This window comes from Streptosporangium sp. NPDC002607, from assembly GCF_053592655.1.
In genome coordinates, this window is record NZ_JBSFWD010000002.1 from 201,596 (window position 1) to 223,446 (window position 21,851).

Genomic DNA, 21,851 nt, shown 5'->3' on the forward strand with positions numbered 1-21,851 from the left:
GCCCGTCAGGGCGGTTACCGAGATGTCAACGGCTTTCCAGCTCGTACCTGATCAGGTGCTTGTCCGCGGGCAGTACCGACACCGCCACGCGCACGGGGGTGTCCTCCACGTCGTAACCGACTCGGACGTAGACGACGACCGGCGTACCGAGCTGGAGCTGGAGCCGCTCGGTCTCCGCGCTGTTGGGCATCCGCGCCCAGATGTCGTCCACCATCCGCACCTGCCGGTGGCCGAGCTCCTCAAGGACCTTGTTGGCCCCGCGCCTGATGTCGCCGGGACGGGTGATCTCGGAGTCGGCGACCAGGGCCAGCGGGAAGTAGGAGTCGTTGGTGTTGTACGGCTGGCCGTCCACGAAGCGCAGCCTGCGGCGGACCACGGCGAGCTCGTCGTCCGCGAGCTCCAGCCTGCTGGCGATCTCCTCGGCCGGGTGCACGATCGAGACCTCGATCTCCTGGCTCGGCGCGCGCCCCTCCTGCGAGACCGCCCAGGCGAAGGCCTCCAGGGTCTCCTCGCCCCGCGGCTGCAGCTCGCGCTGGGGGTGCATGAGCAGCGGACGGCGCTCCCGCACGACGGTGCCCCTGCGGGGGGTACGGGTGACCAGGCCCTCGTTCACCAGCTCGCCGAGAGCCAGCCGCACGGTGTTCCGGCTCACCTGGTGCACGAGCATGAGCTCCGCCTCGGTCGGCAGCTGATCCCCCGGTCCGAGCGCACCGGAGTAGATGGTCCTCCTCAGATCGGAGGCCACCAGTTGATACAGCGTTGACCGCGCCATTAAGTCCCCTTTGTGCCAACAAAACTAGACGATCTGGTTCTAGCGGGGAACAGCCCCTTGACCCAACCTCCCAAGACCCGCATCATCCAATCGTTGGTACAAATCCATCGATAGGTCAGCGAGGGGGTGGAGGCCGGTGCTGTCGGTCCGCGTGGATGCGCCGTACCTGCCCTGGCGCGACCCCCGCGAGGCGACGCGTTTACTGCGCTACGCGTTGCACCGCCAGGGGTTCACCCACACCTACCAGAGCAACGGAAGCGGGATGTCCGTGCTCTCGGTGCTGACCGATCTAACCGTTTGGTGCAAGAACGGGCTCTTTGTCTGGAACGAGGATGGCGTTGAGTCCTCGCATCCGGCCGACGACCCGGCTGGGGCGGCCCGCCTCATCTCGCAGCACTACCGGCGGCCCACGCCTGACGACGACCTCGCGGAGGAGGAGGCGGACCACCAGGTCCGCGCCTTCGCCGACACAGACTCCGAGCGCGACTAGCCGGCGGAGGACCCCACCCCTCGCCGGGGTCCTCCGCCTATCGCGCCGGAGCGGAACGCGTCCTGGCGGGTCCCCCACGCCCGCCAGGGCGCGCTCCCCATCTCCGGAGCGCGATCGGCGGGAACGGGACCCGCCGGGACGCACCCGTGACGCGACCCCGACGATGAGCCCCACCGCGAACGCGCCTCAGCCGAGCGGACGCCAGTCGATCAGCGACAGCTCCTCGTCCACCTTCCTGAAGCACGCCCGGACGGGCAGGCCCGCGACCGGCGGCTCCGCACCGCGCCAGTTGCCGTACATGACGCATTCGGGCGCCTCGTCCAGCCGTACCATCACCACCGTGTACGGCTCGCTCACCCCGGCCAGGAAGGGCTGGTGGCTGACGATCCAGCTCTCGACGCGGCCGGCCGGGGCGATGGGCTCCCAGTGCCACTCGCGGGTCCTGCAGCGGTGGCAGTAGGCGCGGGCGGGAAAGCGCGGCGTGGCGCAGGAGTCGCACCGCTGGAGCACGAACTCCCCGCCGGCGGTCCGCCTCCACCACTCCGCCGAGTCGCGATCGGCAACCGGACGCACCCCTCACCCCTTCCGCAGGATCAGCGCCGAGGTGGCGGGCAGGATGTAGCCGGGCTGGGCCGTGGAGAGCGCCACCTCGGCCCCTTCCACCTGCCTGTCCCCCGCGTCCCCCCTCAGCTGTGAGACGGCCTCGGCGATGTGGTTGACGCCGTGCACGTACCCCTCCGACAGGAACCCGCCGTGCGTGTTCACCGGCAGCTCACCACCCGGCGCGACGGCACCCGAGGCGACGTACGGGCCGCCCTCGCCCTTGGCGCAGAAGCCGTAGTCCTCCAGCTGCACGATCACCGAGTAGGTGAAGCAGTCGTAGATCTCGGCCACGTCGACGTCGGCGGGCCCGATGCCCGCCTGGCGGTACAGGCGCGGGGCCAGTTCGGCCGCGCTGGTCACCGTGGTGTCCGCCCGGCCGCCGGACAGGAAGGAGTCGCCGCCTCCCCACGCGGCGGCGGAGATGAGCACCGGCGGCCTGCGCAGGTCGGCGGCCCGCTCGGCGCTCGTGACGACGAGCGCGCAGGCGCCGTCGGTCTCCAGGCAGCAGTCGAGCAGCCGGAACGGCTCGGCGATCCACCGGCTCGCCAGGTAGTCGTCCAGGGTGATCGGGGTGCGCATGAGCGCCCGGGGGTTCTTGGCCGCGTTGGCGCGCTGGACGACCGCCAGCGCGCCGAAGTGCTCGGGACGGGTGCCGTACCTCGACATGTGGGCGCGGGCGAACATCGCGTACTGCTGCGGCGGCGCGAAGTAGCCGTACGGCGCCTGGTACTGGACCTCGGGGCTGACCGGCAACCCCCGGCCGGTCCCGCCCATCCGGAACTCCGAGCGCGCGTTGATCGCCCGGTAGCAGACGACGGTCTCGGCGACGCCCGCCGCGACCGCGAGCGCCGCCTGGCCGACCACCGAGTGGGAGACGCTGCCGCCGCCGAACTGGTCGAGGTACCAGGAGGGCTCGTGGATGCCGAGCGCGGGACCGACCAGACAGGGCGCGGCGGAGTCACCGACCCGGTGGGTGGCGATGCCGTCGACGTCGTCGGCGGTCAGGCCCGCGTCGTCCAGGGCCGCCAGCACGGCCTCGCAGGCCAGGGTGAGGGTGCTGACCCCGGAATCCTTGGAGAACCGGGTGTACCCGACGCCCGCGACGGCCGTGCGGTCCCGGAAACCACCCACGTACGAGCCTCCGATCTCAAGCAAGCGCTTGGCCAGAGGCTAGGCCGGGCGAATCGCGGATGTCAACGACGGGCGCGCGCCGACGGCGACCGGGGACTTTTTCCGGCACTCCCCTACAATCCAAGCAAGCGCTTGGTAAGATGGCGCCAGACGGTGGAGGACGCCGTCCGCCGCCGAACCCCCTCGGAGGCCGATCGGGCGCGATTGAGGAGGCGAGTAGCACCATGAGCACTCACGCGGCCCGGCTGCTGGAGACCGCCGACCACCCCCGCGCCACCTTGGCCGGGCGCGGCACCACCGCCAACGGAGTCGCCATGCAGAGTGGCCTTTCGCAGGGCCCGTCAAACGGAGCCGAGAGACCTGAGATCAACGGGGCCACGCACCAGGGCGGCGCCGTGGACGGCCGGTGGTTCCGCTCCGTGCTCGGCCACTTCGCCACCGGTGTGGTGGCCATCACCGCCATCGACCCCGACACCGGCGAGCCGTGCGGCCTGGCGGCCAACTCCTTCACCTCGGTGTCACTGGACCCGCCGCTGGTGGCCTTCTGCGTGGCCCACAGCAGCACGAGCTGGCCGCGCCTGCGCGCCGCCAGAACCCAGACGATCAACGTGCTCGCCGAGCACCAGCAACCGGTCTGCGCCGCGCTCGCCGGCCGGGGCGGCGACAAGTTCGCCGGGCTCGACTGGACGGTCTCCCCGGGTGGCAACCCGGTGATCGAGGAGAGCCTGGCCTGGATCGACTGCTCGATCGAGGCGGAGCATCCCGCGGGCGACCACGTCATCGTCGTCGCCAGGGTCCACCGGCTCGGTGTCCACGGCGACGGCGGCCCGCTGCTCTTCTTCAGGGGCGGCTACGGCCGTTTCCACGCCTGACGTCCCCACGCCGGAGGTATTCCATGACCCTGCGCGAGGAGGCACGCTCCTGGCTGGAGGAGAACCTCACGGGCGAGTTCGCGCACGCCCGGGGACTGGGCGGGCCCGGCCGCGAGCACGAGGGGCACGAGGTCCGGCTCGCCTGGGAGCGGCGGCTGGGCGAGGCCGGGTGGACCTGCCTGGGCTGGCCCAGGGAGTACGGAGGCCGGGACGCCACTCTGGAGGACCAGGTCGCCTTCCACGAGGAGTACGCCCGTGCCGCCGCCCCGGCGAGGGTCGGGCACATCGGCGAGGGACTGATCGGGCCGACCATCCTGGAGCACGGCACCGAGGAGCAGCGGCGGCGCTTCCTGCCGCCCATCCAGCGTGGCGAGGAGCTGTGGTGCCAGGGCTACTCGGAGCCGGAGGCGGGCTCCGACCTGGCAGGCGTCCAGACGCGGGCGCGCCTGGACGACGGCGAGTGGGTCATCACCGGCCAGAAGGTGTGGACCTCACTGGCCCACGTGGCCGACTGGTGCTTCGTGCTCGCCAGGACCGAGCCCGGCTCGGCGCGCCACCGCGGCCTGTCCTACCTGCTGGTCCCGATGGACCAGCCGGGGATCGAGGTACGGCCCATCCTCCAGATGACCGGCACCAGCGAGTTCAACGAGGTCTTCCTCGACGGCGCCCGCACCGCGGCGGGCAACATCCTGGGCGCTCCCGGCGAGGGCTGGCGGATCGCGATGGCCACCCTCGGCTACGAGCGCGGCGCCTCCACCCTGGGCCAGCAGATCGGCTTCCAGCGGGAGTTCGCGGAGGTGGTGGCCACCGCCAGGCGCACCGGGGCCGCCGAGGACCCGGTGCTCCGCGACCGGCTGGTGCGCTCGTGGCTGGAGCTGGACATCATGCGGCTCAACGCGTTGCGCACCATGACCTCACTGTCGGCGGGCGAACCGGGACCCGAGGTGTCGATCGGCAAGCTGTACTGGTCGGAGTGGCACCGGCGGCTGGGCGAGCTGGCCCAGGCCGTGCAGGGGCGCGCGGGCCTGGTCGCCGACGCCCCGCCGTACGACCTCAACGCGCTGCAGCGGCTCTACCTGTTCAGCCGCGCCGACACCATCTACGCCGGGTCCAGCGAGATCCAGCGCAACATCATCGCCGAGCGCACCCTGGGCCTGCCCAAGGGCTGAGACACGACCACCGGAACGGAGCCCGTATGGCGACACCTCCCCCCTACCCCCGCGCCCACGGCCTGCTTGACGGAAAGGTCGTCCTGGTCACGGCGGCGGCCGGGACGGGCATCGGGTACGCCACCGCCAGGCGCTGCGCCGAGGAGGGCGCGACCGTGGTCGTCTCCGACCGGCACGAGCGGCGCCTCGGCGAGGCCGCCGAGGCGCTGGCCGAGCTGAGTGGGGTCAAACCGCTCGCGGTGCCCTGCGACGTCACCTCCGAGGCCGAGGTGCGCGCCATGTTCGACGCGGTGACCGAGGCGCACGGGCGGGTGGACGTGGTGGTCAACAACGCGGGCCTGGGCGGTACGGCGCGGCTGGTGGAGATGACCGACGAGCAGTGGGACGCCGTCCTGGGGGTGACCCTCACCGGCACGATGCGCTGTACCAGGGCCGCCCTGCGGCTGATGGTCCCCCAGGGTTCCGGAGTGATCGTCAACAACTCCTCGGTGATCGGCTGGCGCGCCCAGGAGGGCCAGTCGCACTACGCGGCCGCCAAGGCCGGGGTGATGGCCCTGACCAGGTGCGCCGCCCTGGAGGCCGCCCCGCACGGCATCCGGGTCAACGCGGTGGCCCCCTCGCTGGTCATGCACCCCTTCCTGGCCAAGGTCACCACCGACGAACTGCTCGCCGAACTGACCTCCCGCGAGGCCTTCGGCCGCTCGGCGGAACCGTGGGAGGTGGCCAACGTGATCGTCTTCCTGGCGAGCGAGTACTCCACGTACATGACCGGCGAGGTCGTCTCGGTCTCCAACCGGCACCCTTAGGGCGGCGCCGGGTCGTACGACGTACGCGGACCTCCGTGAAACGCCGCGACTCCCGCAGAAAGACGGGGAGCCTCGCGAAGGACGACAATTGCCCCCATGCGTTTCGGGATCCTGGGCACCACGCGGGTGTGGCACGACGACGACGGCGAGGTGGGCGTCGGCGGGCCCGCCCTGCGGGCGCTGCTGGGCCTGCTGCTCGCCCGTGCCGGGGAGGTGGTGGCCGCCGATCTCCTGGTCGACGACCTCTACGGCGCACGCCCCCGGGACGGGGCGGCGCACGCCCTGCAGTCGCAGGTCTCCCGGCTCCGCCGACTGCTGGGGCCCCAGGTCGAGATCGAGGCCGTCTCCTCGGGCTACCGGCTCTCGGCCGGCCCCGGCGATCTCGACGCCCACCGCTTCGAACGGCTCGCCGACGAGGGGCGTCAGGCCCTGCGCGACGGAGACCCGGCGGGAGCGGCCGTGCTGCTGCGGGAGGCCCTGGACCTGTGGCGGGGGCCCGCGCTCGCCGACGCCGCGAACGCCGCCTCCGTGCAGGCCCTGGTCCTGCGGCTTCAGGAGCGCAGGCTCGGCGCCCTGGAGGACCGGATCGAGGCCGACCTGCGGCGGGGCGAGCACCGGGCCGCGGTGCCCGAGTTGCAGGAGCTGGCCGCCCGCCATCCGCTGCGGGAAAGACTCCGCGTCCTGCTCATGCGCGCCCTGCAGGCGGGCGGCAGGCAGGCGGAGGCCCTGCTCGCCTTCGAGGAGACCCGGCGGCTGCTGGCCGACGAGCTCGGCGCGGATCCCTCGGCCGAGCTGGCGGCCGTCCACCAGGAGCTGCTGGGGGGCGAGCGGCCGTTCGAGCCGCCCGCGCCACCGGCGCAGCTGACCAGCTTCGTGGGCCGCGCGGAGGATCTGGCCGAGGTCACCCGGCTGCTCGGTACCGCGCGCCTGGTCACCCTGGTCGGCCCCGGCGGGGCGGGCAAGACCAGGCTGGCGATCGAGGTCGCGAGTCGCCTGCCGGACGTCTGCTACGTCGAGCTCGCACCGCTGCCTGACGGGCGGCGGCTGTCGCAGGCCCTGCTCGCCGCGCTCGGCCTGCGCGAGAGCGGACTGCTCGCCATGCCCGCCGGGGCTGAGCCCGTCTCCCGGCTGCTCGCGGCGCTGGCCGGCCGGCCGCTGCTGCTCGTCCTCGACAACTGCGAGCACGTCGTCGAGGCGGTCGCCGAGCTGGCCGCGCGGCTGCTCGCCGGCTGCCCCGAGCTGCGCGTCCTGGCGACGAGCCGGGAGCCGCTCGGCATCACCGGCGAGAACCTGTGGCCGGTCCGGCCGCTCGCTCCCTCCCCCGCCGCGCGGCTGTTCACCGACCGGGCCTCGGCGGTGCGTCCCGGCCTCGTCCTGGACGAGGCCGGTACCGAGGCCGTGCGGCGGATCTGCCGCGAGCTCGACGGGCTGCCGCTCGCCATCGAGCTCGCCGCGGCCAGGGCGCGCACGTACGAGCTCCCCGAGCTCGCCGACCGCCTGGACGACCGGTTCCGCCTGCTGTCCCGGGGTAGCCGCGGGGCCGAGGCCAGGCACCGGACGCTGCGCGCGGTCGTGGCGTGGAGCTGGGACCTGCTGTCCGGAGACGAGCAGGTGATGGCCAGGCGCCTGACGGTCTTCGCGGGCGGTGCGACCGCACCGGCCGCGGCGCGCGTCTGCGGGGTGCCCGACGCCGAGGACGTGCTGGACTCCCTGGCCGACAAGTCCCTGGTGGAGGTCGGCGGCGGGCGCTACCGGATGCTCGACACGATCCACGCCTACTGCGCCGAGCAGCTGGAGGTGGCCGGGGAGTCGGAGGCCCTGCGGCGCGCGCACGCGGACCACTTCCTGGAGCTGGCCCGGACCGCGGATCCACACCTGCGGCGCTCCGAGCAGCTCCGGTGGCTGGAGATCCTCGTCGCCGAGCACGACAACCTCCAGGCGGCGCTGCGCCGGGCCGTCGAGGCCGGAGAGGTCGAGCTCGGCCTCGGGCTGCTCGCCTCCCTGTCGTCGTATTTCTGGATGCGCGGCATGCGTGTCTCGGCGACGGCGCAGGCGGTCACGCTGCTGGAGGAGATCGGTGACGGCCCGCCCCCCGAGCTCGGGGACGAGTACGTGCTCTGCGCGCTGACGGCGGCGGCCGGCGACGGTGGGCGGGAGGCGTGGGAGCGCCACCGGGCGACCGCCGAGGCGATCGTCGTCGCCCGGGAGCGGCCACACCGCCATCCGGTCATCACCTTTCTCTGGCCGATGATCACCGCCGGCGCGGAGGACCCGAGCGTCGCGCTCTCGGTGATCGCTCGCGGGCAGGCGGGGCCCGACCCCTGGGAGCACGCCGTCGTCCATCTGCTCTGGGGATACCCGCGGCTTTCGAGCGGGGACCCGGCCCGGGCCGAGCATGAGTTCGCCTCGGCCGCGGACGCCTTCCGCGCACTGGGCGACCGGTGGGGAACATCGCTGGCGCTGGACGCGCTGGCCGGTCTGGCGGCCCTGCGCGGTGAGGAGGGAAAGGCGATCGCCCTGACCGACGAGGCCCTCGCCCTCACCGAGCGGCTCGGGGCCGTCGAGGACGTTCCCGACCTGCTCTGCAACCGGGGCGACTACCGCGTCCACGCCGCGCGGGCGGAGCGGGACCCGACCGGCGACGGCCTCGCGCGGGCGCGCGCCGACTACGAGCGGGCCGCCGAGATCGCCCGCCGTGCGGGCAGCCCCACCTATCTGGCCGCGGCGCTGCGCGGCCTCGGCGACATCGCACGGCTGGAGGGCGACCTGGCCGGAGCGCGCGGACTGTACGAGCAGGCGCTCGAACGCTTTGAGACCCACTGGGTGAAGAGCGCGGGAGGCCGTACCGGTGCGCTCTTCGGGCTCGGCAGGATCGCCGAGGTCGCCGGGGACCTCGCCGAGGCCGGAGCCCTGTACCGGCGGGCCGTCGAGGTCGCGGTGGGAGCGGGGGCGATCACCGAGAGCGCCCGCCCGGTCGAGGCCCTGGCCCGGATCGCCCTGCTGGAGGGCGACGCCCGGGCCGCCGCCATGCTGCTCGGCGCGGCGGTCTCCCTTCGGGGAGTCTCCGTCGCCGACGACCCCGACGTCTCCCGCACGGCCGCCACGGCGCGGGCCGTGCTGGGCGAGGCAGTGTACGAGGCCGCCCATCGCGCGGGCACCCTGTTGCCCACGGCAGACGCGCTTCGCCTGGCCGGTATCCCCGAGGCCGTCATCCGGACGTCACCGATCAACAGCGTCACCGACCGCGGGATGCTCCGGCCCGGCTGACCCGCTCGCGGCCGGCTCAGGGCTGGGCTCCCTGTCCCCGAGGGCGTGCGGCCCGCCGACCCGCTCGCGGCCGGTGAGCTTCCGGTGAGCCTCCGGTGAGCGCCCTCGGACAGGCTCGCGGCATGAACACCACACCGCGTCTGAGGAACAAGAACATCCTGATCTCCGGGGCCGGCGTCGCCGGTCCGGCGCTGGCCTACTGGCTGCACCGTCACGGCTTCACCCCCACGGTCGTGGAGTCGGCACCCGGCATCCGCGACGGCGGCTACGCGGTCGACTTTCGCGGCGAGGCGCACCTCACCGTGCTCGACCGGATGGGGATCCTGGCCGACATCCGGCGGGAACGGACGAACATGGGCGCGATGACGTACGTCAACGAGGCGGGCAAGAAGATCTCCAGCATGCCCGCCGACGTCTTCAGCGGCGACCTGGAGATCCTCCGCGGCGACCTGGCGCGCATCCTGTACGAGCGGACCGGAAAGGACGTCGAGTATGTCTTCGACGACTCCATCACCTCCATCACCGAGGACGCGAAGGGCGTCCAGGTCACCTTCGAGCGGGGTGCGCCACGCCGGTTCGACCTGGTCGTGGGGGCCGACGGGCTGCACTCCAACGTCCGGGCGCTCGCGTTCGGGCCGGAGTCGCGGTTCGTGAAGGGGATGGGTCTGTACTGCGCGATCTTCACCACCGCCAACCACCTCGGCCTCGACCACACCGGGCAGCTCTACAACACTCCCGGCAGGCTCGTGTCCGTGTACAGCGCCCGGAAGAACACCGAGGCGAAGGCCATGTTCTACTTCGGCTCCCCATCGCTGAGCTATGACCGCCGCGACGTCGAGCAGCAGCAGAGGATCCTCGCCGAGGCGTTCGCCGGCATCGGCTGGGAGACGCCCCGGCTGCTGGACGCGATGCGGGACGCCCGGGACTTCTACTTCGACTCGATCAGCCAGGTCCACCTGGACCGCTGGTCCCAGGGCCGCTCGGTGCTGCTCGGGGACGCCGCCTGCTGCGCCTCGCCGCTGTCGGGCATGGGCACCGGACTGGCCATGATCGGCGCCTACGTCCTCGCCGGGGAACTGGCGGCGGCGGGCGGCGACCACCGGGTGGGCTTCGCCCGCTACGAGGAGGCCATGCGCGAGTACGCGAAGGGCTGCCAGAAGTCGGCGGACGGAGTGGGCGGCTGGATGGTTCCCGAGAACCGTTTCAAGGCCTGGATCGTCAACCAGAACTACAAGCTGCTGCCCTACGTGCCGTGGAAGGGGCTGATCGCCAAGGGCATCAGGAAGACGGCGAACGCCATCACCCTGAAGGACTACGAGCGCTGACCGGTCCCGCCGCCTTCGGTACGAACGGAGCCGGCCCCCGTGCCCGGAACGTCTCTCTCGGCCGTCGTCACCCGCCTCCACCGCGCGATGCCCGACAGGTCCGCCGACCTGTACGCGATCGACGCCGTCCACGAGTTCCCCTTTCTCGCCCCGGCGTGCCCGAGCGCTACCAGGGGCGCCCTCCGCCTGGCGGGGGTGATGGGCCGGGACGTCGCCCCGCGGTGAACCGGGGGCGACGTCCCGGCGAGCCGGGCGGAACGGTTATCGCAGACCCGCGTCCAGGGCGGTGGTCAGGGTGCCGGGGTCACCGGACATCTCCCAGACCATCGCGCCGAGCAGGCCCTTGCTCCGGAGCCACGCGGTCTTCTTCCCGATCGACCAGACGTCGTCGAAGGTCCACCACTGACCGCCGTTGCCGGTGTAGCAGTAGGTCGCCACCGACTGCTCGTCGTGTCTCACCGCGCATCCCGGCACGGAGGCCAGCAGGTTGGCGTATCCGCGGGTGCCCGCCTCGTCCGGGAACTGCCCCGGCGCCGCGCCGGTGGCCGTCTGCCACTCGCCGAACCTCCCGCCGTCGGCGACGCCCTGCCAGCCCCGCCCGTAGTACGCGAGACCAATGGTGATCTTGCGCGGGTTCACCCCCGCCTGGAGATAGACGCCGACCGAGTCCTCGACGCTGAAGTGGAACGGGTACGGGTCCTCGGCGTCGGCGTACAGGTTGCCCTGGTGTCCGGCCCGGTTGGGCTCCCAGGAGTTGTCGCTGCCCGCGCCGTGGAAGTCGTAGCCCTGGACGTTGAAGATGTCCAGGGACCTGGCGACCTCGGGCAGGTCCCAGCCGGCGGCGATCTTCGCCGGGTCGGCGGGGGTGAAGGCGGTGAGCTGGTAGCGCCTGCCGGTCTCCTGGGTCAGCGCGTCGAGCTGCCTGCGGAACTCGGCGATCAGCAGCGTGTTGTTCGCCTTGTCGTTCGGGCCGATGTGGTTGCCCGCGTGCCCCTCCGAGCCCGGCCACTCCCAGTCCAGGTCGATGCCGTCGAAGATCCCGGCGGCGCTGCCGGGGCCGCCCGCGCCGTTGTAGACCGGCAGGTTCCCCTTGATGTACGTGTCGATGCAGGAGCTCACGAACTTCTTGCGCGCCGCGTCGGTGGCCGCCACGTCGGAGAAGTACTTCGAGTACGTCCAGCCGCCGAGCGAGATCAGCACCTTGAGGTTCGGATACTTCGCCTTGAGCTTGCGGAGCTGGTTGTAGTTGCCGCGCAGCTTCTCCCAGCCGGTGTCGGCGACACCGTCCACCGACTGCGCCGCGCTCATCGGCCTGCCGTAGTCGGCGTCCGCGTCGCCGGAGCCGTCGCCCTGGTTCGGGTCCTGCGGGTTCGCGGTGGTGCCCTTGGTGACACCCTGCAGGCACGTCAGGTTCACCGGGTCGATGTTGCCGAAGGCGTAGTTGAGGTGGGTCAGCTTCGCGGCGGCACCGGTGGTGTCGAGGTTGCGCACGAAGTACTGGCGGCCGTAGATGCCCCACTGGACGAAGTAGCCGATCCTGGCGTATCCGCTGCCGATGATGTCGTCGGTGCTCACCTTCAGCGCGGTGCTCGCCGCCGACGTGTTGTCGTACAGGTCGCGGGCCTTCACGGTGAACGTGTACTCGGTGGACGGCGACAGCCCGCTCACCGTGGCGGAGGTGCCGGTCACCGTCGTGGCCAGGGTGGCGCCGGTGTAGACCTCGTACCCGGCGATGCCCTTGTTGTCCGTCGAGGCGTCCCAGGTGAGCGAGACGCTGGAGGAGCTCTTGCCGGTGACGCGCAGGTTCGCGGGCACGGTCGGCGGCTGGGTGTCGTCACCGGCGTTGTTGGTGGTCACCTTCAGCGCGGCGCTCGCCGGGGAGAGGGTTCCCTTCCGGTCCCTGGTCTTCACGGTGAACGTGTACTCGGTGTTCGAGGTCAGGCCGGTGACGGTGGTGCTCGTCCCGGTGACCGTCGCGGCGAGGTCGGCGCCCCGGTAGACCTGGTAGCCGGAGATCGGCAGGCTGCCCGGGGTCGCGGCGTCCCAGGCCAGCGAGACGGTTCTGGTGGTCTTGACCGGCGAACGCAGGTTGCCGGGCGCGCCGGGCGGCGTGTCGGCGGCGCCGTCGCACCTGACGTCGTTGATCCTGCAGTTCTCCGGCTCGGCGGACGCGCTGCTGAGCGTGAACGCGGGGCTGTACGGCTCGGTGGTACCGCGTGCCGCCACGGTCGTGTTGTAGTGGGCCGGGCTCAGCGTGACCTGGCGCCCGCTCTGGCTCAGCGACCCGTTCTGCGCGGCGCTCGCGGTGACCCCGGCGGGCAGGTCGAAGGTGATCGACCAGCCGTTGAGCGCGGTGTCGGTGTTGTTGGCGACCACGAATCTGCCCTGGGTGCCGCTCCCCGAGTAGGTCGCGGTGACGGGCGCGTCCGGGGGCGGCGGGTCGCCGCTGCCGTCGCAGTTGGCGCCGTTGATCGTGCAGCTCACCGGCTGGGCCGCCGCGCTGAGCGTGAAGGTGGGGCTGTACGGCTCGGTGTTGCCGTTCGCCCGTACCGTGTTGATGTAGAAGGCGGGGGTCAGCTTGACCCGCGTCCCGTTCTGCGTGGTGGTGGCGTTCTGGGCACCGCTGACCGTGATGCCCGCGGGCAGGTCGAAGGTGATCGACCAGCCGGTGACCGGAGTGGTGCCGGGGTTACTCACCACGAACTTGCCCTGGGTGCCGGTGAGGGTGAAGACCGCGGTGAGCCGGGCGGCGGCCGAGGCGGGGGACGAGAGAGCGGCGAGAGTGGCTGCCATGGCGAGAACCAGCAGCATGGAGGCTAATCGGCGCACGTAAATGCCTTTCCATTTAGGAAAGTTTCCTAATAATTACGCGGATCGTAACCCCGGCGCCGGATGCCTACAAGGCCCAAAACAACGCCTCCCGCCCGGCTCGAACCGTACGGCCGCCCGCTTGACCGCCCGGGAACGGAAGGCCGGTCAGGACAGGCCGCCGACATGGGAAGCCCTCGGTCTGTCGGCGCAGCCGGTTACCGTCAAAGCGGGCCGGCGACCAGCCCGCACAGCGGCGATCGCCTGGCGATCCCGGGCGCCGCCTTCGGTGAGGGGGCGGGCATGGATGGTGTGATTGATGCGCGTGCGTGTCAACCCAGCTTTTTCAGCCTGACAGCCTGCTTGAGGAAGACGATGCCGTCGATCATGTCGAGCTGGGCCGGGTCCAGCGGGAAATAGGCGAAATCGTGGGAGATGCGCGGGGCGGGCTTCGTGACGGCCTCGGCCAGACGGCGGGCGTCGATGAGAGAGTGGTCCCACGGGAGCGTGGACAGGAGGCCCTCGACGGTGTCAGGAGACGGAATGTCGTCGCCGACCGTGCCGAGGGCCGAGGCCAGAAAGGCGTACCGGTCGCCCAGGCGCGTTTCGGCGATCGCCCCCGCGCTCCACCACTCCAGCGCCTGGTCGCCGAACGACATGAGGCTCTTGTTCCGCTGCAGGTGAAGGTTGCTGGCGAAAACCAGGGCCGGGCCCTGCTCGGCGACGGCACGCAGGTTGGCGGCCATCATCGCGTCCCGCAGGGCCGACAGCCGGGTCCACCGTTCCGGGTAGGCATCAGCCATCCAGGAGTGGTAGCGGAGCAGGCCGACGGCGGTGCGCCCGTACAGCGCCGCCCGCTCCCTGTCCTCCGCGCTCAGCCGCGGCGACTGAGTGTCGAGCAGCGCCACCAGGTCGTCGGCGATCAGGCGCAGCCGCTGGGCGTCGGCGGACCGGCCGATCGACTGGGACGGGTCCATGACCGTGGCCTCGTTCGTCCACCGGTCGTCCGGGCCCAGCAGCGCGTCGAGGGTTTCCATGGTGCAGGGCAGCGGGCCGTCGAGGAGGGCGTAGAGGGCGGTGAGCGCCTGACGCGGGCTCGCCGCCCAATACTCCAGAGGGCCGTCGAAGCCGTAGAACCGGAGCTTTTCATCATGCTCCTCGTTGTACGCGCGCATCCAGCGCACGAGCTCGCGATTGGCCGGTGACGCGCCGAAGCCGTGGCTGAAGCCGCGTTCCATGACGTCATCGAGCGTGCCGGTGCCCGTCGTGATGTGGTCGTCGACCACGAGGCCCATGAGACAGTCGCTCTCGATGGCGAACGACCGGTAGCCCTCGTGCTCGACCAGATGCCGGAAGATCTCGTTGCGCAGCTCGCCCAGCTCCCCCGCGAAGTGCCTGGCCTCGCCCAGGCCGAGCAGCAGGGGCTTGGCGGGAAGCGACCGGAGGAACGCCGAGACGCCCGTGCCGTCGAGCGGCCGGGCCGTGTCCTTGATATCCATACCTTCAACGGTATCGTTGAACCTCCGGTGTAAACTTTTCCATGGAAATCCCCGCTCTCATCGCGACGAACCTTCAATCGGTGGTGCATCCATGAGGCCAGTGGACCTGGCGCGCGAGCACGGCCTGTCCACCCAGGCGATCAGGAACTACGAGGACGCCGGCATCCTGCCCGCCGCCGAACGCACCGTCCACGGCTATCGCACCTATACGCCGCTGCACGCGCAAGCCCTGCGCGCGTTCCTCGCCCTCATGCCCGGGCACGGTCACCAGACGGCCACGTCGATCATGCAGGCGGTCAACCGGGGTGCCACCGAGGACGCGCTGCGGCTCATCGACGAGAGCCACGGCCAACTCCTCGACGACCGCCGCACCCTCCAAGCCGTCGAAGCCGCGCTCCGCGATCTGGCGCCCGTGCCGCAGGAGCGCGGCGACACGTTCATCGGCCCGCTGGCCAGGAGGCTCGGCATCCGCCCTGCCACCCTGCGCAAATGGGAGAACGCCGGGCTGGTCCGGCCGCGCCGCGATCCGCAGACGGGCTACCGGATCTACAACGCGGCCGACGTACGGGACGTCCGGCTGACCCACCAGCTCAGGCGGGGCGGCTACCTGCTGGAGCAGATCGCCCCGCTGATCGCTCAGGTCCGCTCCGCCGGAGGCGTCGCCCCGCTGGAGTCGACCCTGCGCGACTGGCAGGCCCGCCTGTCCGCCCGGGGCCGCGCCATGCTCAAGGGCGCCGCCGACCTGGACGCGTACCTCTGCGCCCGCGAACCCTGAGGCCGAACACGGCGCAGCGCAACGGCACAGGAAGGCCGGGCCGCTGACAGCGGTCGCAACCGGGAGACGCTCGCCTACATCCTCAGCCGAGGCCGCCGTTGGCGTGGAGGTTCTGGCCGGTGAGCCAGCGGCCGTCGGGGCCCGCCAGGAAGGCCACGACGTCGGCGATGTCCGAGGGCTCGCCGAGGCGGCCGAGCGAGGTCATGCCCGCGACCTGGGCCAGGGCCGCCGCAGGGTTGGTGCCGCGCAGCAGATCGGTGTCCGTGGCACCGGGCGAGACCGTGTTGACGGTGATGCCCCGGCCGCCGAGCTCACGGGCCGTGACGGCGGTCAGCTGTTCGAGCGCGCCCTTGCTCGCCGCGTAGGGGGCGATGCCGGGTGCCGGGCGGACGGTGTTGAGTGTGGAGATGTTGACGATGCGCCCGCCGTCGCGCATGTGCCTGGCGGCGTATCGGATGGTCAGGAAGACGGCTCTGGCGTTGACCGCCATGACGCGGTCGTACAGTTCCTCGCCGGTCTCCGCGACGGGGGTCGGGGTGAAGCTCAGCGCGGCGTTGTTGACCAGGATGTCGAGGCCGCCGAGAAACTCCTCCGCGGTCTCCATCAGCCGCTCGGCGGCGCCCGGCTCCGCCAGGTCGGCCTGGACGGCGCGGGCACTCCCGCCCGCCTCCTTGACCGTCCGCTCGACCTCGGCCGCGGCGCCGGCGTCGCTCGCGTAGCTGAAGAGCACGTCCGCCCCGTCGCGGGCGAGGCGCTCCACGATCGCCCGGCCGATGCCCCGCGACCCCCCGGTGACCACCGCCGCCTTGCCCTCCAGCACCGCCATGTCGACCTCCACTCCCCTTGTGGACCTCATCTCATCGTCGAATCTATGATCGCGCGGTGCGGCTGTCGACGCCCGCCACGCCGCGCGAGCCGTGCCCGGCCATTGGTGCGTTCCAGATCTGTAATCTCGGAGAACTGGCGGAGTTTCGGTCGTACGCCCTAGCGTGCGGACCATGACCATCGATGGGCGCTCGGCGCACATTCTCGACGTCCTGATCACCGAGTTCGGCGACTCCATGAAGCGCGATCCCGCCGCCTTCCGGCGCAAGTTCCGGAAGATGGCCGCCTCGCCGTTCGCCTTCTACCGGGGCAGCGCCTGCCTGTTCTACGCGGACATGACCGGTGAGTTCGCCGACGACGCCTTCCTGGACGACCAGACGAGGCGGGTCTGGATCCACGGCGACCTGCACGCCGAGAACTTCGGTACCTACATGAACGCCTCCGGCGTGCTGGTCTTCAACGTCAACGACTTCGACGAGGCCTACGTCGGACCGTACATCTGGGACCTGCGTCGGTTCTCGGCCAGCATCGCGCTCATCGGGTACGCCAAGGCGCTGTCCGACGACGTCATCACCGCCCTGGTGACCGAGTTCGCCGGCGCCTACCTCGCCGAGCTGACCGGCATCTCCGAGGGTGGGGACGACGCGATCGGCTCGCTGACCCTGGAGACCACCACCGGCGTGCTGCACCGGGTGCTGCAGCACGCCCGGCTGAACACCCGGGTGGCGCTGCTGGAGCTGGAGACCACCGTCGAGAACTTCGACCGCAGGTTCGCCGTCATGGACGGCCGCTACCCGGTCGACGAGGAGACCCGGCAGCTGGTGGAGGCGGCCTTCCAGGACTACCTGACGACCCTTCCCACCGTCTCGGCGGTCGAGCACAAGATCAAGGATTTCGCGCTCCGCACCGGCATCGGGATCGGCTCGGCCGGGCTGCCCTCGTACAACATGCTGCTTGAGGGCCACACCCAGGCCCTGGAGAACGACGTCATCCTCTACATGAAGCAGGCCCAGGTCCCGGCCGTGGCGCGGTACGTGACGGACGAGAAGGTGCACGGCTACTTCAAGCACCAGGGCCACCGCACCGCCGAATCGCAGCGGGCCCTGCAGGCGTACGCCGACCCGTGGCTCGGCTACACCACGCTGAACGGCGTCGGCCAGATGGTCGCCGAGGTCTCCCCCTACACCGCCGACCTGGACTGGGGCGACGTCAACGAGCCGGACGAGCTCGCCTCGGTGATTCGCGACCTGGGCCGGGCGGTGGCCAGGATGCACTCGGTGGCCGACGACGAGTCCAGCCACGACCTGGTCGACTTCTCCACCGAGGACGCGATCGTGGCCGTGATCGACGGCGACACCGAGGGCTTCACCCGCACCCTGGTCGACTTCGCGCACGCCTACGGGGCACGGGCCAGGGCCGACCACGGGCTCTTCGTCGACCTGTTCAGGAACGGCCTCCTCCCCGGCCTCTGAGTCCGGCTTGCCGGCCCGGCCCCCGAGAGCGGCCCCTGTGATCGGCCCCTGTGATCGGCTTCGGGAGCCGGGCTCCGGAACCGTTCTCCGTGAACGTCCTTCGGGAAGGGCCGCGCCCGGCGCCGGTCGCCTCATCTCACCGCCGCTCCGCCTCCGTTTCCGACTCCGTTTCCGACTCCGCCTCGCGCCGGGCGGAGCGGGCCTCGGCGTGGTGGCAGGCGACCTGGGCCCCGGCCGAGGACGGCAGGACCGGCAGTTCCCCGGACGCGCACAGCCCTTCGACCCCCGCCTCGGCCGCCGCGCCCGAGGCCAGCACCTGGCAGCGCGGGTGGAAGCGGCAGCCGGCCGGGATCCGGGTGGGGTCCGGCGGCTCGCCGCCCAGCACCACGGGCGACCGCGACTCCGGCAGGACCGACAGCAGTGCCTGGGTGTACGGGTGCGAGGGCGAGGTGAGGATCCGCTCCACCGGCCCCGACTCGACGATCCTGCCGAGATACATCACCGCGACCCGGTCGGCGATGTTCCAGGCCAGCCCGAGGTCGTGGGTGACGACCAGGGCCGACAGGCCCAGCTCGGCGCGGAGGCGGAGCAGCAGGGCGAGGATCTCGCCGCGTACCGACGCGTCCAGCGAGGCCACCGGCTCGTCGGCGACCAGCACCCTGGGCTCCAGCGCGAGGGCTCCGGCGATGACGACGCGCTGGCGCTGGCCACCGGACAGCTCGTGCGGGTAGCGGTCGAAGAACCGTTCGGGAGGACGCAGCCCGGCCCTCGACAGGGCGGAGGCGACCAGGTCGCCCTCGCCGGGCAGGCGATGGATGCGCGGCCCCTCGGCCACCGCCTCGTAGACGGTGTGCCGGGGGTTGAGCGATCCGGTGGGGTCCTGGAGCACGAGCTGCACCTCGCGGCGGTGGGCCCGCAGGGCGCGCGATGAGTAGGCCAGCGGGACACCGCCGTAGCGGACCGACCCCGAGGTGGGCCGCTCCAGGCCGAGCAGGGTCCTGGCCAGCGTCGTCTTGCCGCAGCCGGACTCGCCGACCAGCGCGACGATCTCCCCCTCGCCCACGGCGAGGTTCACCCCGTCCACCGCGCGGGCGCGGCGCCCGCGCGAGGCGAACTCCACCCGCACCTCCCGCGCTTCGAGCAGGGTCATCGGCTCTCCTCACTGACGTGGACGCACGCGGCGGTGTGCGGCGCTCCGGTGCCGTCGCCCGCGGCCCGCAACTCGACCGGCTCCGACGCGCACGAGACGAGCGAGACCGGGCAGCGAGGGTGGAAGGAGCACCCCGCGGGCAGGTGCGCGGGGTCGGGCGGGTCACCGCCCAGTCCCCTGGGCGCCATCCTGGAGGCGGGGTCCCCGACGGTGGGGAACGCCTCGGCCAGCGCCCTGCTGTAGGGGTGCCGCCCGCCGGTGAAGACCTCGCGCGAGGGGCCGGACTCGACCACCCGGCCCGCGTACATGACCGCCAGCCGGTCGCACGTCGACGCCAGGACCGACAGGTCGTGGGAGATCATGACGAGGCCGATCCCGTGCTCGGCGATGAGCGAGCGGATCAGCGAGAGCACCTGCGCCTGGATCATCACGTCCAGCGCGGTGGTCGGCTCGTCGGCGATGATCAGGCGGGGTGAGCAGGCCAGCGCCATGGCGATCATCACCCGCTGGCGCTGGCCACCGGACAGCTCGTGCGGGTAGCCGCGCGCCCGCCAGGCCGGCAGGCCGACCTGCTCCAGCAGTTCCGCCACCCTGCGCCGCGCCTCGGCCCCGGTCGCCATGCCGTGCACCCGCAGCGGCTCGGCGATCTGGTCGCCGATCCGGCGCACCGGGTTCAGTGCGTGCTGGGCACCCTGGAAGACCAGCGAGGCCGAGGCCCACCGGACCGCGCGCAACCGCCCCCAGCTCATCGCCAGGACGTCCTCGCCGTCCAGCAGGATCTCCCCGGACACCAGCGCGTTCCTGGGCAGCAGCCGCAGCAGGGACATGGCCAGCGTCGACTTGCCCGACCCCGACTCCCCCGCCACGCCGAGAGCCTCACCGGCCTCCAGGCCGAGCGAGACGCCCCGCACGGCGGGCACGTCCCCGGCCGCGCCCCGGTAGGTCACCGCCAGGTCGCGTAGTTCGAGCAGGGTCACGAGGCTCCTCTCAGCCGCGGGTTGAGTACGGTCTCCAGGGCGCGCCCGCAGAGGGTGAACGCCAGGACCACCGCCACGATGCACAGGCCGGGCGACAGCACGTACCACCAGGCTCCCGAGGTGGCCGCGCCCCAGTCGTAGGAGCCGCGCAGCATGCTGCCCCACGAGACCTGGCCGGAGCCCGCGCCGAGGAAGGCGAGGGTGGACTCGGTGACGATGGCGCTGGCCACCATGAGCGTGGTGTTGGCCAGGACCAGCGGGGCGACGTTCGGCAGCACGTGCCGGGTCATGACGTGCCAGTGCCCGGCGCCCAGTGCCCTGGACCGCTCGATGTACGGCCTGGCCTCGACCGCCAGCGTCTGCGCCCGGATCAGCCTCGCCGTGGACGCCCAGGAGGTCACCCCGATCGCCAGGATGATCGTGGACGGGCCACCGCCGAGGATGGCCGCGAGCACCATGGCCAGGACCAGCGCGGGCAGCACCAGGAACCAGTCGGTGACGCGCATCAGCACGGCGGCGACCCAGCCCCGGAAGTGCCCGGCCGCGATGCCGAACACCGTGCCGATCACCATGCTGAGCAGCGCCGACATGAACCCGACGAGCAGCGAGACCCGCGCGCCCCACAGCAGCATGAGCAGAACCGAGCGGCCGGACTCGTCGGTGCCGAGCGGGAAGTCCATGCTCGGCGGTGCCATCCTGGTGCCCGTCGCCTTCGTCACGTCCATCCCCGACGGGTCGGTGAGCAGCGGCGTGAGCAGGGCCGCCAGGACGGCGACCAGCAGGATCGCCGCCCCGTACAGCCCGGCTCGCTGCCTGGCGTACCGGCGGCAGAACCGCGTCAGAGCGGCGCGGCGGCGGGTGCGGGTGATCGTGCTCAAGCCGACCTCACCCTCGGGTCCAGGACGTGGTAGACCACGTCGGCCAGCGTGTTCATGACGATCACCGCGACGCAGACGAGCATGAAGGTGCCCTGCATGACGGCGTAGTCGGGTCCCCTGATCGCCTCGACGAACAGCAGCCCGAGACCGGGCCAGGAGTAGACGAACTCCACCGAGACCGCGCCGCCGACCACGAACCCGATCTGCATGAAGACCAGGGTCACCGTCGGCAGCAGCGCGTTCGGCACCGCGTGGCGGCGCCGGACGTCGTCGTCGCGCAGGCCCTTGGCGCGGGCGGTGGTCACGTAGTCCTGGCCGATCTCGTCGAGCAGCGAGGAGCGCATGACCAGCAGGTACTGCGCGTAGACGACGGCGACCAGGGTGAGGCAGGGCAGCACCAGGTGGTGGGCGACGTGCAGCAGGTAGAGCGGCCCGTCGGGGGCGTCGACGTCCTCCATGCCCCGGGTGGGGAACAGGCCCGGTACCGGGCCGATCCCTGCGGCGAGGACCATGAGCAGCAGCAGTCCCAGCCAGAAGGTCGGCACCGACCACAGGGTCAGCGCGGTCCCGGTGGAGAGGCGGTCGAAGCGGCCGCCGTGGTGCCAGGCGGCCCGGGTGCCCTGCCACATGCCCAGGCCGACCGCGACGGCCAGCCCGGTGCCCACCAGCAGCAACGTCGGCCCCACCCGGTCGCCGATGAGCTCGGCGACCGGTCTGCGGTACTCGTACGAGGTGCCCAGGTCCAGCCGCAGGGTCCGGCCCACGAAGTCCAGGAACTGCGCGCCCAGCGGCCGATCCAGGCCCATCTGCCGTCTGAGCAGGGCGAGCTGTTCCGGGGTCACCGGCACGTCGCGGGTGTAGGCGATGGTGGGGTCGCCGGGGATCAGACGGAACAGGAAGAACGTGGCGACGATCACCAGTCCGATGCTGAGCAGTGCCCCGCCGAGCTTGACCAGCGCGTAGCGCGCCACGGCCCGGCGGGCACCGCCCTCCTCGGTGTCGCCCCTCGCCTGTTGCGGCGATGTGAGCATC

At 71.9% G+C, this 21,851-nt stretch carries 19 protein-coding genes; 9 read left to right on the forward strand and 10 right to left on the reverse strand.

Annotated elements, in window-relative coordinates:
• Nucleotides 1-25 precede the first annotated feature (25 nt).
• Nucleotides 26-772 carry a GntR family transcriptional regulator gene (locus ACWD3H_RS03370; protein ID WP_350912998.1) on the reverse strand — a complete coding sequence of 249 codons (747 nt, stop codon included), beginning with the start codon at nt 770-772 and terminating at the stop codon, nt 26-28.
• Nucleotides 773-908: 136 nt separating this feature from the next.
• On the opposite strand from ACWD3H_RS03370, the gene ACWD3H_RS03375 reads away from it, so the two are divergent.
• The gene (locus ACWD3H_RS03375; protein WP_350912996.1) at nt 909-1,262 is read left to right on the forward strand and encodes a hypothetical protein; all 354 of its coding nucleotides are present in this window, start codon (nt 909-911) and stop codon (nt 1,260-1,262) included.
• Nucleotides 1,263-1,448: 186 nt separating this feature from the next.
• Here the strand turns inward: ACWD3H_RS03375 and ACWD3H_RS03380 are convergent, their stop codons facing one another.
• Together ACWD3H_RS03380 and ACWD3H_RS03385 are read right to left on the reverse strand one after the other, a co-directional pair.
• Nucleotides 1,449-1,835: a Zn-ribbon domain-containing OB-fold protein gene (locus ACWD3H_RS03380; protein WP_451953861.1), complete on the reverse strand. Its 387-nt coding sequence runs from the start codon at nt 1,833-1,835 to the stop codon at nt 1,449-1,451.
• A 3-nt stretch (nt 1,836-1,838) separates the two neighbouring features.
• Entirely contained in the window at nt 1,839-2,996 is a 1,158-nt protein-coding gene (locus ACWD3H_RS03385; protein WP_355563192.1) for a thiolase C-terminal domain-containing protein, read from the reverse strand.
• Nucleotides 2,997-3,220: 224 nt separating this feature from the next.
• On the opposite strand from ACWD3H_RS03385, the gene ACWD3H_RS03390 reads away from it, so the two are divergent.
• The 6 genes from ACWD3H_RS03390 to ACWD3H_RS03415 all read left to right on the forward strand — a co-directional run bounded on the left by ACWD3H_RS03390 (nt 3,221) and on the right by ACWD3H_RS03415 (nt 10,660).
• Nucleotides 3,221-3,868, forward strand: coding sequence for a flavin reductase family protein (locus ACWD3H_RS03390; protein WP_350912992.1), 648 nt, complete (start codon nt 3,221-3,223; stop codon nt 3,866-3,868).
• A gap of 23 nt (nt 3,869-3,891) precedes the next feature.
• Nucleotides 3,892-5,037 (forward strand): acyl-CoA dehydrogenase family protein, encoded by a 1,146-nt coding sequence (locus ACWD3H_RS03395; RefSeq protein WP_355626772.1) that lies wholly within the window; start codon nt 3,892-3,894, stop codon nt 5,035-5,037.
• Between the two features lie 26 nt (nt 5,038-5,063).
• The gene (locus tag ACWD3H_RS03400; protein WP_350912987.1) at nt 5,064-5,843 is read left to right on the forward strand and encodes an SDR family oxidoreductase; all 780 of its coding nucleotides are present in this window, start codon (nt 5,064-5,066) and stop codon (nt 5,841-5,843) included.
• 96 nt (nt 5,844-5,939) lie between these two features.
• Nucleotides 5,940-9,110 carry an ATP-binding protein gene (locus tag ACWD3H_RS03405; RefSeq protein ID WP_451953862.1) on the forward strand — a complete coding sequence of 1,057 codons (3,171 nt, stop codon included), beginning with the start codon at nt 5,940-5,942 and terminating at the stop codon, nt 9,108-9,110.
• Between the two features lie 122 nt (nt 9,111-9,232).
• Nucleotides 9,233-10,435, forward strand: a complete 1,203-nt coding sequence (locus ACWD3H_RS03410) for an FAD-dependent monooxygenase (protein ID WP_451953863.1) — start codon at nt 9,233-9,235, stop codon at nt 10,433-10,435.
• A 39-nt stretch (nt 10,436-10,474) separates the two neighbouring features.
• Entirely contained in the window at nt 10,475-10,660 is a 186-nt protein-coding gene (locus tag ACWD3H_RS03415) for a hypothetical protein (RefSeq protein ID WP_451953864.1), read from the forward strand.
• Nucleotides 10,661-10,696: 36 nt separating this feature from the next.
• Here ACWD3H_RS03415 and ACWD3H_RS03420 read toward each other — a convergent pair whose 3' ends face one another.
• Both ACWD3H_RS03420 and ACWD3H_RS03425 read right to left on the reverse strand, forming a co-directional pair.
• Complete coding sequence (locus tag ACWD3H_RS03420) at nt 10,697-13,264, reverse strand: glycosyl hydrolase family 18 protein (RefSeq protein ID WP_451953865.1); 2,568 nt, start codon at nt 13,262-13,264, stop codon at nt 10,697-10,699.
• Between the two features lie 311 nt (nt 13,265-13,575).
• Nucleotides 13,576-14,742 (reverse strand): erythromycin esterase family protein, encoded by a 1,167-nt coding sequence (locus ACWD3H_RS03425; protein WP_451953866.1) that lies wholly within the window; start codon nt 14,740-14,742, stop codon nt 13,576-13,578.
• 91 nt (nt 14,743-14,833) lie between these two features.
• On the opposite strand from ACWD3H_RS03425, the gene ACWD3H_RS03430 reads away from it, so the two are divergent.
• Complete coding sequence (locus ACWD3H_RS03430) at nt 14,834-15,517, forward strand: TioE family transcriptional regulator (protein WP_451953867.1); 684 nt, start codon at nt 14,834-14,836, stop codon at nt 15,515-15,517.
• Between the two features lie 82 nt (nt 15,518-15,599).
• Here ACWD3H_RS03430 and ACWD3H_RS03435 read toward each other — a convergent pair whose 3' ends face one another.
• Nucleotides 15,600-16,373 (reverse strand): SDR family oxidoreductase, encoded by a 774-nt coding sequence (locus ACWD3H_RS03435; RefSeq protein ID WP_355564079.1) that lies wholly within the window; start codon nt 16,371-16,373, stop codon nt 15,600-15,602.
• Between the two features lie 142 nt (nt 16,374-16,515).
• On the opposite strand from ACWD3H_RS03435, the gene ACWD3H_RS03440 reads away from it, so the two are divergent.
• The gene (locus ACWD3H_RS03440; RefSeq protein ID WP_350952342.1) at nt 16,516-17,814 is read left to right on the forward strand and encodes a DUF2252 domain-containing protein; all 1,299 of its coding nucleotides are present in this window, start codon (nt 16,516-16,518) and stop codon (nt 17,812-17,814) included.
• 136 nt (nt 17,815-17,950) lie between these two features.
• Here the strand turns inward: ACWD3H_RS03440 and ACWD3H_RS03445 are convergent, their stop codons facing one another.
• The 4 genes from ACWD3H_RS03445 to ACWD3H_RS03460 are packed head-to-tail and all read right to left on the reverse strand — an operon-like array spanning nt 17,951 to nt 21,850.
• Nucleotides 17,951-18,964 carry an ABC transporter ATP-binding protein gene (locus ACWD3H_RS03445; protein ID WP_350952340.1) on the reverse strand — a complete coding sequence of 338 codons (1,014 nt, stop codon included), beginning with the start codon at nt 18,962-18,964 and terminating at the stop codon, nt 17,951-17,953.
• Entirely contained in the window at nt 18,961-19,941 is a 981-nt protein-coding gene (locus tag ACWD3H_RS03450) for an ABC transporter ATP-binding protein (protein WP_451953868.1), read from the reverse strand. The genes ACWD3H_RS03445 and ACWD3H_RS03450 overlap by 4 nt, the downstream gene beginning before the upstream one ends.
• On the reverse strand, nt 19,938-20,819 hold the full coding sequence (locus tag ACWD3H_RS03455; protein WP_451953869.1) for an ABC transporter permease: 882 nt from the start codon (nt 20,817-20,819) through the stop codon (nt 19,938-19,940). Before ACWD3H_RS03455 ends, ACWD3H_RS03450 begins: the two co-directional genes overlap by 4 nt.
• A complete protein-coding gene (locus ACWD3H_RS03460) occupies nt 20,816-21,850 on the reverse strand; it encodes an ABC transporter permease (protein WP_355564091.1) in 1,035 nt (344 codons plus the stop codon). The genes ACWD3H_RS03455 and ACWD3H_RS03460 overlap by 4 nt, the downstream gene beginning before the upstream one ends.
• Nucleotide 21,851: the final 1 nt, after the last annotated feature.